Origin of the sequence: Mesorhizobium sp. M0437 (assembly GCF_040321335.1) — a bacterium.
Taxonomy (GTDB): Bacteria; Pseudomonadota; Alphaproteobacteria; order Rhizobiales; family Rhizobiaceae; genus Mesorhizobium.
On the sequence record NZ_JAMYRK010000020.1, the window covers coordinates 22,275 to 35,255 of the forward strand.

A 12,981-nucleotide genomic window follows, 5' to 3' on the forward strand; every position below is an offset into this window, starting at 1 on the left:
CGTTAAGACGCCTTGACCGAGATAAGCTGCTCGACGGGAATGGCGCCCGCCTCGATCTCGACCACCCAGATATCCGGATCGAATCTCTTCTCGCGCTCCAGCCGCGCGTCGAAGATGGCGGCATCGTCGCCTTCGCCAAGCAGGCTGAAAAAACGGTCGTCCGGCCTGGCTGAATCGTAACTCGTCTGCGGCGCCGGCCCGAACAGCGCCATCTCCCCTTGCCTGCCCCGCGCCAGCACGAAAACCGCGCCGGCTTCCGTCGCGCCGCGCTTGACCACGGCGGCAAAGCCGCCGGCGCTGAAAACCCGGCGCAACAGCGCCGACACCCACAGATCGGTGGTTACCCGCATGGAGTATTCCTGGACATGCGGCGGTCCTTACAGCATTGGCCGGAAAACCGTAACCGGTCTTTGCCGAGCGACCGGCGAGCGGCCGTCACGACCCTCAGTTGGTCAGGCCGATCTCGCGCATCTTGACGTAGACGATCTCGTCGGGCTCGCCGGTCTCCGGCAAGCCGAACAGCGCTTGGAATTCCTTGATCGCGGCCTTGGTGCGGGCGCCTACGACGCCATCCAATTGCATGTCGTCATTGCCGAACGCTTTCAGTCCGGCCTGGATCTTGACGATGCGGGGATCCGGCGCCGTCGCATTTGCCGGTGCGGACACCGGAATGGCGGCCGGAGCAGCGGCCGTTTCGACCGGCCGCGGCACCGGATGCGGCACCACGGCCGCGGTCTTTGGCGCGGCGCCCAGTTGATCCAGCAGGACGCTGTCGATCTCGCCGGAGGCATTCAATCCGACCTTCTGCTGATAGGCCTGGATGGCCTTGCGCGTATTCGGTCCGGGAATGCCGTCGACAGTGCCGGAATAGAAATCGAGATCCTTCAATATGCCCTGGACCTGCTCGACGACCGGGTCGCTCTTGATCGGCGCAGCGGCCGGACGCACGATATTGATGGTGGTTTCGGGCTCGTCGCTGTCCGCCCGGGGAAAGCGCTCGATGCTCCTGGTGGCGAAAAACGCGCCGGCATGCGGAAAGGGCTGGTACCAAAGCGCGTTCGCCGAGACGTAGAACAGCGTCACCAGGAACGCGGTCGAGCCGCCGACCACAATAGGATTGCGCGAGATCAGGCTGCCCAGCGCCATCGCTCCGTGCTCGAAGGCATTGCCGCGGCGTTTGACCGCCTTAGGCTGTTTTGCGGAGCGACCCATTGCTCTCCCCTTTGCCACCGTCCGCTCTGGCTTTGGCTGCGGACATCGGCACCACGCCGGTTTTCTCCGTCGAACGCCCTGTCGGCCCACTCACGGGAAGGCTGATCGTCACCGTGGTGCCCTCGCCCGGCATGCTTTCGATCGACATTGTGCCCTCGTGCAGCGCCACCAGCCCCTTCACCAGCGAAAGCCCGAGGCCTGTACCTTCGAAACGGCGGGTATAGTCGTTCTGGATCTGCATGAACGGCTTGCCGAGATTGACGAAGTCTTCCTCGGCGATGCCGATGCCGGTGTCCCGCACCCAGAAATGCAGCCGCGAGCCGATGCGCTTGGCGCCGATGACGACATTGCCGCCTTCGGGCGTGAACTTGATCGCGTTAGAGACGAGATTGATCAGGATCTGCTGCACGGCGCGACGGTCGGCATTTATTTCGCCTGCGTCCGGCGCGATCTGGGCCTGCAGATCGATGGCCTTTGCCTCGGCTTGCAGCCGCATCATCGATTGGCACATCTCGACCGCTTCGCGGAAGCGGAACGGTTCCGGTTCGGTCGCGTAAGCGCCCGATTCGATCCGTGATACGTCGAGTATCGAGGTGACGACGGCAAGCAGGTGCTGGCCAGAATCCCTGACCAGCCCGACATATTCCTTCTGGCGCGGATCCTTGAAGCTGCCGAACATCTCGTGCAGCAACATGTCGGAAAAGCCGATGATGGCATTGAGCGGGGTGCGCAACTCATGGCTGACGACGGCAAGGAAGCGTCCTTTCGCCACCTCGGCGGAGGCAGCCGCCTCATTGGCAGCGGCAAGCTCCTGGCGCAGTCCGGCCAGTTCGTCGTTCTCGCGCAGAAGAAGCGTGAAGACAGTCTCCTGCCCCGGCGCGCGCATCATCTCGAGCGAGAACGGCCGGTAATTGTCGGCCGTCACGCCGCTGCTCTGCGGCAACCTTACGCGAAGGTCGAGCCGGGTCGACAGGTCGCCATCGCGCATATCGGCCAGCGCACTGAGATACGGGACGCGGTCGGACAGATGGATGCGATCGAAAAGTCCGGTGCCGAAAAGCAGCTCCGGCGGCAGCCGCAGCATAGTGCGTGCCTTAGCCGAGACGTCCAGAACCTCGCCATGCGCCGCGATTCGCAGCACGACGGCGTCGATGAGGTCTTCGAGCCGGTGGCTGCCGGCCGGATCGAGCTGTGCGTTGGCGGCGCCGCGAAGCGGAGCGATACGCGGAATGAGCGTGAGTGCCCAGGCCAGTGGTACCAGCCAGTGCCATGCGGCGATTTCGGTCTGGTGGTCGAGCGGCAAGACGGAACCGGCTAAAGGCTGCAGCAAGACTGCGACAAAGGCCGATATGGCGCCCCAGATCACGGCACGGCGCGACTGGCCGATCCACCACGCTTCAAACGGCAGCGCCACCGCGAGCAAGGCAACCGGCGAGGCCACACCGCCGGCGGCAGCGATAAGGGCACCGAGGGCAACGCTGCCGACGACCAAGGCGAGTCGGCCGGCCAGGGCCATCTTGCCCGATGCAGCCACCAGCAGGGCGGCGAACCAGCAAAGGCCGAACGCCGCAAAGATCGCAGCCACAGTCACGGCCGCGCCCATTCCCGACGTCACCAGCGTCACCGCTGCACCCGCGCTGAAGAAAGGCGCCGCCAGCATGACGCCAATGAACCGGCTGTGGCGGCGACGATCGCTCTGGCCGAGCACGGACGGATGAACCATCCGTTCGCAACCGGCGGCTATCGCGCCCGGCAACTCGGCGTATCTGGCCTTGATCGCACTCAACTCAACGCACCCGGTCGTGAACGGCCCTGCTTTGCAGGCGGCTTTTGTCGATCCGAAACTCGCATCCAGCGTTTAAGGAATGGATAAGGCTGGGCTGATCGTCCCCCGGCAGGCTGCAAATATCGGGATACCGGCGGGGAAAAACCGGGGCAATTGCCGCCATAGTAAACGGAGCGTTATCCGCACGCCCGCGCCTGACGTTGCGGCCGATGGCATCAAACTGTCGCCGATTAAAGAAAATGATCATGAAAAACAATCGGTTGGATGGTTATCATTTGCTGAATGAAATCTGAACCATTCGAGGCAAATGAACTTCAAAACGCTTCGTTTCGAATCTGCCTAAAATTTGAGGAAAACTGTTGCTTTCGGGACAAGCCGTCCTTTGCGCGTCTGTGTCAGTATCGCGGTACAGGTCGTGCGGTTCGGAGGCATGACCGTCATAAAGGACAGACAGATGGGGTTTCTGATAAGAGCTGCTTTCTGGTTTTCGCTGGTGCTTCTGGCGCTACCGCTGGGTGTCGGCGCCGATGATGCGGGCCGCGAAAGCGTCGGACCGCTCCAGGCGCTGTTTGCGGCGCGCGAAGCCGTCGGCGATATCGCCGGCATCTGCGAGCGCAAGCCGGACGTGTGCGAGACCGGCAAATCGGCAATGCACACCATCACCGCCCGGGCCCGGGAGACCGCCAAGATCGCGGCTGCCATGCTGGACGACAAGGCCGCCGAACCCGATACAGTGACGACTACCGGCAGCGTGCCGGGGGAAATCGTCTTGCCGGCGAAAGTCGATCTGCCGGCGAAACTGCACTTGCCGGCGAAGAACTGAGACTGTTTCGGCCGAATTCATCGCCAGACCGCAAGGCTCCCCATGCCCGGCGCCTGCGGCGTTTCTCCTCTTTTTCCGTGACGTGGCAGCGCCGGATGACTATATCCAGGGGCATGACGACGACGATCCAGACCATCCGCGACGACTTTTCCCTGCTCGACGAGTGGGAAGACCGCTATCGCTATGTGATTGAACTGGGTGAAGCGCTGCCGCCGTTTCCCGACGAGCAACGCATACAAGCCAACAAGGTGCCCGGCTGCGTCAGCCAGGTCTGGCTGACCACCGAGCAAGGCGGGGGTGTCGACCCCGTTATCACCTTCAAGGGCGATTCCGACGCCCATATCGTGCGCGGCCTGGTCGCCATCATGCTGGCGCTATTTTCGGGACGGCCGGCCAGCGAAATCCAGAGGACCGACGCAGAGGCCACATTGAAGGCGCTCGGACTTGACGAGCACCTGTCGCCGCAGCGCGCCAATGGTCTTCGCTCGATGGTCAAGCGCATCAAGCGTGACGCCGAGGCAGCGTTGAAGCAGACCGCCTGACCGCACGGCAGTTGCCGGCAGCATGGCGGGTTCGACCTTGACCCCATAATACAAAACGGCGCCTGTAGGCGCCGTTTGAGTATCAAACCGGAAGAGCCGCTTGTCAGCGTCCCTTGCGCTTGCGGCCGAGACCCATCTTCTTGGCGAGCTGCGAACGGGCGGCCGCGTAATTGGGCGCAACCATCGGATAGCTTGGGTCCAGGTTCCACTTTTCACGATACTGGTCGGGCGTCAGATCATAGTGGGTCATCAAGTGACGCTTGAGCGACTTGAACTTCTTGCCGTCTTCGAGACAGATGATGTAGTCGTCATGCACCGACCGCTTCGGATTTACCGCCGGCTTCTGCTTGTCGGCAGGCGGCTGCTCGGCGGCCCCGCCGACACGCCCGAGAGCGGCATGAACATCGGCGATAAGGTTCGGCAGTTCGCCGACCGGTACGGGATTGTTGCTGACATAGGCAGCCACCACATCGGCGGTGAGCTCGATCAGCGCGTCACTGTTTCTGGAAGGTGTTTCGGTAATATCCATGGCGTTCAGGTCCCAACGAGAATTGTTTCTGTCTACGCCCTATTTTTGGCAGGCAGGGCATCGCGCGAACTTGTGCAGGAAAAAGCCTCCGCGATTCGCGTCGCGGCATCTTAATGAGCCTGGGCGTCAAGTAAGTCAATTCGCTTCTTGCGGTCTATTCAGCGATACAAGTCAAATATTCCTCATTCAGCTTCACTCTTTCGTGCAAAGTGTAACTTTGCCGTTTTTTCTGGTCAGACCAGTATCGACTGACGCGGCGGCAAGCAGCCATTACACAAACGGCAGCACGTAAATAGAGTTCGATGCTTGACCCTGCCGGCGGCATTACAGCCAGGGTGATCGGCGGATTCAGTAAAATCATAGGTTGCGAAGCGTTACTGTTGCTCGCGAGCCGTCGCCGGAGCGGTGCGCTGTGTCATTGAAATGGGGTAATGTATTTCCGTAGACCCAGCCATATCGGCCACTTGCCAAGCCGCGAAGGCAGTTGCATGAGATTGACCGGCACTGGCAGGGTCATCGCAGCGACGGCGAGAACCGCGGCAGTCCGAGAAGAAATATTCGTTATCCGCTCCTCCAGCCGTCCTCTCGAGCCACCACGACGATAGATCATAGCCCTTGAACCCGCGCTCGGCGTGTTCATTCGCCATTCAAGTAGCTTCCACAGCGAGACGCAATGACCAGAACCCCAGTGTTTCCGACCGCCACGCCGCCGCAGCCGGAGAGGCGGCCGATCTTCGACACGCATCACGGCATAACACGGACGGACGATTATGCCTGGCTGAGGGCCGCCAATTGGCAAGAGATGTTCAGGGGTCCGTCCCTGCTCGACGGCCAAATCCGCGCCCACCTCGAAGCCGAGAATGCTTACCAGGCGGCGCTGATGGCCGATACGGTCCAACTGCAGAAGCAGCTTTTCGCGGAAATGAAGGGACGCATCAAGGAAGACGATTCTTCCGTGCCGATGAAGGACGGACCTTACGCCTACGGCTCCTCCTTCAAGCTTGGCGGCCAGCAGCCGCGTTATTTCCGCACGGCGCGTGACGGCGGCGACAAGCAGATATTGCTCGACGGCGATGCCGAGGCCGAGGGCAAGCCCTATTTCCGCCTGGGCGGCGTCGATCATTCGCACGACCACAGCAAGCTGCTCTGGGCCTTCGACGACAAGGGTTCCGAATTCTACACGCTGCGCATCCGCGATCTGGCCGGCGGCAACGATCTGGCGGACAGGGTCCCGGACACCGGCGGCGGCGGTGTGTGGGATGCCGGCAATGACGGTTTTTTCTACACCCGCCTCGACCCCAACCACCGTCCTTCCAAAGTGCTGTTCCATGCGCTTGGCGACGGTCCTGAAAACGACCGGCTGATCTACGAGGAGACCGATCCCGGCTTTTTCATGGATGTCGGCGGCACGCGCTCCAACGAGTGGATCATGATCGGCATCAACGATCATGAGACCTCGGAATACCGCATCATGAGCGCCAACGATCCGTTCGCAGAGCCGAAGCTGGTTGCGGCGCGCCAGACGGGCCTGCAGTACGAACTCGAGGAAGGCGGCGACATCTTCTTCATCCTCACCAATGCCGACGGCGCCAAGGACTTCAAGATCATGACGGCGCCGGCCCACGATCCGGTGCGCGCCAACTGGCAGGAACTGGTGCCGCACGAAGCGGGCCGGTTGATCCTTTCGGTGATCGGCTTCAAGGACCACATGGTCCGGCTCGAGCGCAAGGAAGGCCTGCCGCGCATCGTCGTACGCGACCGCAAGAGCGGCGAGGAGCACCTGATCTCCTTCGACGAGGAAGCCTTCTCGCTCGGCCTGTCCGGCTCCTACGAATACGACACCGAGATCATGCGCTTTTCCTATTCGTCGATGACGACCCCGGCGCAGGTCTTCGATTACAACATGCGCACCCGCGAGCGGATGCTGCTCAAGACCCAGGAAGTGCCGTCCGGCCACAACCCGGAGCACTACGTCACGCGCCGGCTGATGGCGCCTGCCGCCGACGGCGAACTGGTGCCGATCTCGCTCCTCCATCACCGCGACACGCCGCTCGACGGGTCCGCACCTTGCCTGCTTTACGGCTACGGCTCCTACGGCATCACCGTCCCGTCCGCGTTCAACACCAATCTGTTTTCGCTGGTCGACCGCGGCTTTGTCTACGCGATAGCCCATGTTCGCGGCGGCAAGGACAAGGGCTATGGCTGGTACGACGACGGCAAGCGGGCGAACAAGATGAATACGTTCACCGATTTCATCGCGGTCGCCCAGCATCTCGTCGCCGAGCGCTATACACAGCATGACCGCATTGTCGCGCAAGGCGGTTCCGCCGGCGGCATGCTGATGGGCACGGTCGCCAACATGGCGCCGCAATGCTTCGGCGCCGTCGTCGCCGAGGTTCCCTTCGTCGACGTGCTCTCCACCATGCTCGACGCCAGCTTGCCGCTGACGCCGCCGGAATGGCCGGAATGGGGCAATCCGATCGCTTCGGCGGAGGATTACCGGACCATCGCCGCCTATTCACCCTACGACAATGTCGCCGCGCTTGACTATCCGCCGATTCTGGCGCTGGCCGGCCTGACCGACCCGCGCGTCACCTATTGGGAGCCGGCCAAATGGGTGGCGCGGTTGCGCGACCGCAAGACAGGTGAGAATCCGGTGCTGTTCAAGATCAACCTGGATTCAGGCCATGCCGGCGCCTCCGGCCGGTTTTCAAGACTGGAGGAAATCGCCTTCACCTACGCCTTCGGGCTCAAGGTGACGGGCAAGGCCGAGCTTGCGGCGTGAACATCGGCGGATGAGCGGTCATTGCCTTCCGTTCCGCGACGTGGCTTCATTGGCGGTGAGAGTTGCGGAGCCCACCGATGATCGATCTCGCCACGTTGATAGCTTATGTCGCGGTTGTGCTTGGCTTTGTCTTCATCCCGGGTCCCGCCACTCTTCTGACGGTGGCGCGGGCAACCAGTTCCGGAACCAGGGTGGGCATTGCGACCGGCGCCGGGATCGCGGCCGGCGACGTGGTTCACACCTTCATGGCGATCGTCGGCATTTCGGCGATCATTGCCACGTCGGCGGCGCTTTTCAGCATAGTGAAGTACATCGGCGCAGCCTACCTCATTTATCTCGGCATTCGCGCGATCATCGAGAAAACGCCGGCCTATCCGGCCGCCGGCGCACTTGCGATCCCCGCTTCCAAAGCATTTCGGCAGGCTGTTTTGACCGAGGTTCTCAATCCCAAGACCGCGCTTTTCTTCCTCGCATTTCTTCCGCAGTTCGTGCGGCCTGAAAACGGATCGGTGATGCTTCAACTGGCGATATTGGGCGTCATCTTTGTTCTGTTGGGCCTCGTCAGCACGGTGGTTTTCGCCGTGGGTGCGGGCGGCCTCGGTGCATTCCTGCGCCGAAACCCGACGGTGCTGAGATGGCAAGGCAAGGCTGTCGGCGGTATCTATTGCGCCTTGGGCATCCGGCTGGCGCTGCAACAGCGCTAGGGTCTCGACAAGCGACGCCGTATGAGGCTTCGGATACTAGGAGGCACAGTTGATTTTCCGCTCGCAATTGCAAAGGCCGCGCGCTACCCAGTGCGCGGCCTTTTCACGGTCGCCGCCAACACTCAATCACCCAGGGATCTGCCATGTTGCTCGTCGATGTCTATCTCGACAAATCGCCCATCCAGGGCATCGGCGTCTTTGCCAAGAACCACATTGCCCGCGGCACGCTGGTCTGGAAGCTCGACCCGAAATACGACCGGCGCATCGAGGTGGAGACCTATGAGCGGGAAACCGGGCCGGTCAAAACCTATCTCGACCGCTACGCCTATCCGGACCGGCGCGACCCGAACTACATCGTCTTCGAGGCCGATGATGCGCGCTACATGAACCATGCCGACGACCCGAATTGCGACGTCTCGCAGCCGGAGGAGACCTATGCCTTGCGCGACATTGCGCCCGGCGAGGAAATGACCTGCGACTACAATCACTTCTTCGAAACCGGCTTCGACTTTCTCGGCGACCGCTGACGCAACAGCTGTCAGCTCGCCGGCTTCTTGCGCGCCGGATAGCCGTTGGGATGCGGCGGCACGGCTTTCAGGTAGGCGGCGATCGCCGAGCGGTCCTCCGGGGTCAGCACGGCCATGTTCCGCTGCACGTCGACCATAGCGCCGCCGACCGTATCGAAATCCGGCGTGAAGCCGGTTTCGAGATAGTTGGCGACGTCGGCCTCGGACCAGTCCGCGATGCCGCCCTCGCCCGACGTGATGTTCGGCACGATGCCGCTGCCTTCGGCGGCGGCCGCACCTGCCAGCCATTGGCTCTTGCTGGTGCCGCCGGCAAGATCCCGCGGCGTGTGGCATTCGCCGCAATGGCCGGGGCCTTCGACCAGATAGCGGCCTGTCAACACCGGATCCGGTGTGCCGTCGGGAAAGGAAACGACCGGCTGGTCACTCAAATAGAGCAGCTTCCACAAGCCAAGACCGCGTCGGACGTTGAAGGGAAATGCCAGCGAATTGGCGGGCGCCTTGCCGGCGACCGCGGGTAACGTCTTCAGGAATGCATAGAGATCGGCAATGTCGGCCGGCTTCATGCGCGCGTAGGAAGCATAGGGAAATGCTGGATAGAGATGCTCGCCCGACGGCGACACGCCCTTCAGCATGGCGTTGGCAAGATCCTCGACCGACCAGGCCCCGATGCCGTCCCTGGTATCCTGCGATATGTTCGGCGGCACGAAGCTGCCGAACGGCGTCTTGAGTTCAAGGCCGCCCGCCAACTGAAGACGGGCGTCGCCTTGCGAGCCAGGCTTGGCATGACAGGATGTGCAGCCGCCGGCGTAGAAGATGCGCTTGCCCCTGGCGGCGTCGCCAGGACCAAGCTCAGCCAGCGTTGCGGCATCGAGCCTGACCGGAGCCGACAGGAACCAGCCGGCAATCGCGGCCGCGCCGCCCCGCGCGCGGGCGGCGCCGACAAGTTTCTTCAGCAAGCGCATTGCCCGCTATCAGCCTTTTTTCACCCTGTAGTTTTGATGACAGTTGCCGCAGCCGCCGCCGATGGTGTTGAACTGCGCCTTCAACGCGTCGGCATCCGCAGGTGCTGCGGCGACCGCTGCCTTGACGTCGGCGAGGTACTTGCCTTCAGCCGTCTTAAAGCCGGCCATGTCCTGCCAGATTTTTGGGGACGCCGTGGTGTCGCCGATGTCGCTGCCGGCCGGGAAAAGCGTGTCGACGCCGGCATGGAATTTCTCGGCATTGACCTGCAGTGCCTGCAACGCCGTCAGCACCGAAGCTGCGTCGTAGGGCGTCTCGCCCTTGACCACTTTCGACAAGCCGGCGGCGATCTTGCCACGTTCCTTCATCAGGGCCTGCCGGTCGGCTACCGGGTCGGCAAATGCCGCCGAACCGGCGAAAGCGAGCATCGAGATGGCGAGGATAAGCTTTCTCATTCACTTGGCTCCATGTTGAAGGCAAATTCAGGATGCGGTCCCACCCCGATGACAAACGGCAAGGATGGCCTAAAAATTCCGACGCTTCGCCTCACGCTTGCGTGAAATTTTTGCAGCTGTCGTTCTGATGCTGAAAAAGAAAAGCCCCGGTTCTGCCGGGGCTTTTCTGGAACGGATCAGGCCTTTTCGTAGAGCTCGAGCACATAGTCCCAGTTGATGAGACTGTCGACGAAGGCTTCGAGATATTTCGGCCGGGCGTTGCGATAGTCGATGTAGTAGGAGTGTTCCCAGACATCGACGCCGAGGATCGGCGTCGCGCCATGGACGAGCGGGTTCTCGCCATTCGGCGTCTTCGAGATAGCCAGCTTGCCGTCCTTGACCGAGACCCAGGCCCAGCCCGAACCGAACTGGGTGGTGCCGGCGGCGATGAAGTCGGCCTTGAACTTGTCGTAGCCGCCAAGGTCGCTGTCGACCGCCTTTTGCAATGCGCCGGGCAGCTTGTTGCCGCCGCCGCCCTTCTTCATCCATTTCCAGAAATGGATGTGATTGTAGTGCTGGGCGGCATTGTTGAAGAGGCCCGCATTCTTGCCGAAGGACTGTTTGACGGCCTCTTCGACCGACAAATCGCCCATGCCCGCCTCGGCGGCCAGCTTGTTGCCGTTGTCGACATAGGCCTTGTGGTGCTTGTCGTGATGATATTCCAGCGTTTCCTCGGACATATAAGGCTGCAAAGCCTCGTAATCATAGGGCAAGGCGGGCAATTCAAAAGCCATCGGTCGTACTCCCTCGTGGAAAAATCCGGTGTCGATACCGGACTAACATAGGACTGGATTGGTCTGGAACAACTCCGGAAACGAAGCGCCGGCCGCTTTTTAGCGGGTCAGCCGGGCGAAGTCGAATGCGCCCATTCCCAATAGAGTTCGCGCGCCTTCTTGGCCACCGGTCCGGGCTGCAGATTGCGATCCTCGATACGGGTGACCGGCACCACTTTCGAGTGGTTTCCGGTCGAGAAGATTTCGTCCGCCTCCAGGAAATCGCGGATCGACAGCGTCTTTTCTGTCGTCGTGAACCCGTATTCGCCAAGCAGGGCCATGGTGCGCGCGCGGGTGATGCCGGAAAGGAAGGTGCCGTTCGGCGCCGGCGTCAGGACATGGCCGTCCTTGACCAGAAAAATATTCGACGTGCCGGTCTCGGCGACATTGCCCAGCATGTCGAGCACGAGCGCATTGTCGAAGCCGCGCATCTTGGCTTCGAGGATGGCCCGGCCGTTGTTGGGATAAAGGCAGCCGGCCTTGGCATTGGTCGGCATGGTTTCGATGGTCGGGCGCCGGAACGGCGACACCGTCACCGAAAACCCCGCCGGCGAGATCATCGGCGATTCATAGAGGCAAAGGCAGAAACGCGTCGAGGCCGGGTCGGCCGGCACGCCCATATAGCCGCCATGCTCGGCCCAATACATCGGCCTGATATAGACCGCCGTCTTGCCGTCGAACTTCTTCAGCCCGTCCCAGGTCAGGCCGACGATCCTGTCGGTGCTCATCGTCGGCTTCAGGCCGAGCGCGATCGCCGAGGCGTTTACCCTTGCCGCATGGCGATCGAGATCGGGAGCGACGCCCTCGAACCAGCGGGCGCCGTCGAACACGCTGGTGCCGAGCCACATGGCGTGACTGCGCGGCCCTAGAATGGCAACATTGCCCTCGTACCAGTCGCCGTCGACGAAGGTCCATGTCGCGGATTGCGCCGCAGTCGCCAGTGTCATTGCCAGGTTCCGTTCGATGCTTGTTGCGGCGCATTGGAAGATGCTTTGGCGGCCGCCGTCAACCGGCTTGGCTGAGATTTGTTGAGGCCAGCGGGCTGGCGGACTGCAATCAGCGCTTGCGCCTTGCCTTACGCGGCCTCAAAACTGTCGAATGCAGTTCGCGGCTTACGTTTTCGACGCCTATGGCACGCTGTTCGACGTGCATGCGGCCGTGCGCCGTCACGCCGACCAGATCGGGCCGGACGGCCAGTTGCTGTCCGATATCTGGCGCGCCAAGCAGCTGGAATATTCCTGGGTCAGGACGCTGATGGGGGCCTATGCCGATTTCTGGCAGCTCACCGAGCAGGCCCTCGACTTCGCCCTGCGCAAGGTTCCATCCGCCGATGCCGGGCTGAGGGCGAAGCTGCTCGAGGCCTATTGGCGGCTGGACTGCTATCCGGAGGTACCGGCCGTGCTCAAGGCGCTCAAGGCATCGGGGGCAAAGCTGGCGATCCTGTCCAACGGTTCGCCTGAGATGCTGGAAGCGGCCGTCAAATCCGCCGCGCTCGACCAGGTCCTGGACGACATCTATTCCGTCGACAGCGTCAAGCGCTTCAAGACCGATCCGTCGGTCTACGACATGGTCACCACGGGCTGGCGCCTCTATCCGGGCGCTGTCTCTTTCCAGTCATCCAACCGCTGGGACGTCGCCGGCGCCACCAAATTCGGCTTCAGGACGGTGTGGATCAACCGCGCCAATCAGCCAGAGGAATACCGGGATTTTCCACCGGCCCTGATCCTGCCGTCCCTTGAAGGTCTGGTCGCCGGGGGGTGACACCGGAATGTTGCGTCGGCGCAACAGTGACGATCCAGTCACAGCTTTGCCTTTGTTTGTCCACCCTGCGGCCAGAATTGGAACC

Annotated in this window: 15 protein-coding genes; 6 read left to right on the forward strand and 9 right to left on the reverse strand. The window is 62.0% G+C overall.

Translation table 11 applies throughout. The features are described 5' to 3' along the window. Nucleotides 1–2 precede the first annotated feature (2 nt). From NKI72_RS15030 to NKI72_RS15045, 4 genes are all read right to left on the reverse strand, one after another. Nucleotides 3–350: a DUF1491 family protein gene (locus NKI72_RS15030; RefSeq protein ID WP_352833147.1), complete on the reverse strand. Its 348-nt coding sequence runs from the start codon at nucleotides 348–350 to the stop codon at nucleotides 3–5. Between the two features lie 94 nt (nucleotides 351–444). Then, on the reverse strand, nucleotides 445–1,212 hold the full coding sequence (locus NKI72_RS15035) for a peptidoglycan-binding domain-containing protein (RefSeq protein ID WP_352850250.1): 768 nt from the start codon (nucleotides 1,210–1,212) through the stop codon (nucleotides 445–447). After that, on the reverse strand, nucleotides 1,187–2,935 hold the full coding sequence (locus NKI72_RS15040; protein ID WP_352833247.1) for a sensor histidine kinase: 1,749 nt from the start codon (nucleotides 2,933–2,935) through the stop codon (nucleotides 1,187–1,189). Before NKI72_RS15040 ends, NKI72_RS15035 begins: the two co-directional genes overlap by 26 nt. 64 nt (nucleotides 2,936–2,999) lie before the next feature. After that, a complete protein-coding gene (locus NKI72_RS15045; protein WP_352833143.1) occupies nucleotides 3,000–3,245 on the reverse strand; it encodes a hypothetical protein in 246 nt (81 codons plus the stop codon). Nucleotides 3,246–3,452: 207 nt separating this feature from the next. On the opposite strand from NKI72_RS15045, the gene NKI72_RS15050 reads away from it, so the two are divergent. After that, nucleotides 3,453–3,821 carry a DUF5330 domain-containing protein gene (locus tag NKI72_RS15050; protein ID WP_352771680.1) on the forward strand — a complete coding sequence of 123 codons (369 nt, stop codon included), beginning with the start codon at nucleotides 3,453–3,455 and terminating at the stop codon, nucleotides 3,819–3,821. 113 nt (nucleotides 3,822–3,934) lie between these two features. Then, complete coding sequence (locus tag NKI72_RS15055) at nucleotides 3,935–4,363, forward strand: SufE family protein (RefSeq protein ID WP_023677843.1); 429 nt, start codon at nucleotides 3,935–3,937, stop codon at nucleotides 4,361–4,363. 103 nt (nucleotides 4,364–4,466) lie between these two features. Here the strand turns inward: NKI72_RS15055 and NKI72_RS15060 are convergent, their stop codons facing one another. Then, nucleotides 4,467–4,892: a Ros/MucR family transcriptional regulator gene (locus tag NKI72_RS15060; protein ID WP_023677844.1), complete on the reverse strand. Its 426-nt coding sequence runs from the start codon at nucleotides 4,890–4,892 to the stop codon at nucleotides 4,467–4,469. A 673-nt stretch (nucleotides 4,893–5,565) separates the two neighbouring features. On the opposite strand from NKI72_RS15060, the gene NKI72_RS15065 reads away from it, so the two are divergent. The 3 genes from NKI72_RS15065 to NKI72_RS15075 all read left to right on the forward strand — a co-directional run bounded on the left by NKI72_RS15065 (nucleotide 5,566) and on the right by NKI72_RS15075 (nucleotide 8,908). Next, on the forward strand, nucleotides 5,566–7,677 hold the full coding sequence (locus tag NKI72_RS15065; protein ID WP_352850252.1) for a S9 family peptidase: 2,112 nt from the start codon (nucleotides 5,566–5,568) through the stop codon (nucleotides 7,675–7,677). Nucleotides 7,678–7,754: 77 nt separating this feature from the next. After that, a complete protein-coding gene (locus tag NKI72_RS15070; RefSeq protein ID WP_352614937.1) occupies nucleotides 7,755–8,381 on the forward strand; it encodes a LysE family translocator in 627 nt (208 codons plus the stop codon). A gap of 143 nt (nucleotides 8,382–8,524) precedes the next feature. Continuing rightward, entirely contained in the window at nucleotides 8,525–8,908 is a 384-nt protein-coding gene (locus tag NKI72_RS15075; RefSeq protein ID WP_352470993.1) for an SET domain-containing protein, read from the forward strand. Between the two features lie 11 nt (nucleotides 8,909–8,919). Here the strand turns inward: NKI72_RS15075 and NKI72_RS15080 are convergent, their stop codons facing one another. The 4 genes from NKI72_RS15080 to NKI72_RS15095 all read right to left on the reverse strand — a co-directional run bounded on the left by NKI72_RS15080 (nucleotide 8,920) and on the right by NKI72_RS15095 (nucleotide 12,082). Next, nucleotides 8,920–9,870, reverse strand: a complete 951-nt coding sequence (locus tag NKI72_RS15080; RefSeq protein WP_352850255.1) for a cytochrome c — start codon at nucleotides 9,868–9,870, stop codon at nucleotides 8,920–8,922. 9 nt (nucleotides 9,871–9,879) lie between these two features. Beyond that, on the reverse strand, nucleotides 9,880–10,323 hold the full coding sequence (locus NKI72_RS15085; protein ID WP_352850256.1) for a c-type cytochrome: 444 nt from the start codon (nucleotides 10,321–10,323) through the stop codon (nucleotides 9,880–9,882). 176 nt (nucleotides 10,324–10,499) lie between these two features. Beyond that, complete coding sequence (locus tag NKI72_RS15090) at nucleotides 10,500–11,096, reverse strand: superoxide dismutase (RefSeq protein ID WP_352850257.1); 597 nt, start codon at nucleotides 11,094–11,096, stop codon at nucleotides 10,500–10,502. A gap of 107 nt (nucleotides 11,097–11,203) precedes the next feature. Next, nucleotides 11,204–12,082, reverse strand: coding sequence for a branched-chain amino acid aminotransferase (locus NKI72_RS15095; RefSeq protein WP_352470990.1), 879 nt, complete (start codon nucleotides 12,080–12,082; stop codon nucleotides 11,204–11,206). Nucleotides 12,083–12,233: 151 nt separating this feature from the next. Between NKI72_RS15095 and NKI72_RS15100 the strand changes: the two genes are divergently transcribed. After that, nucleotides 12,234–12,896, forward strand: coding sequence for a haloacid dehalogenase type II (locus NKI72_RS15100; RefSeq protein WP_352850258.1), 663 nt, complete (start codon nucleotides 12,234–12,236; stop codon nucleotides 12,894–12,896). Nucleotides 12,897–12,981: the final 85 nt, after the last annotated feature.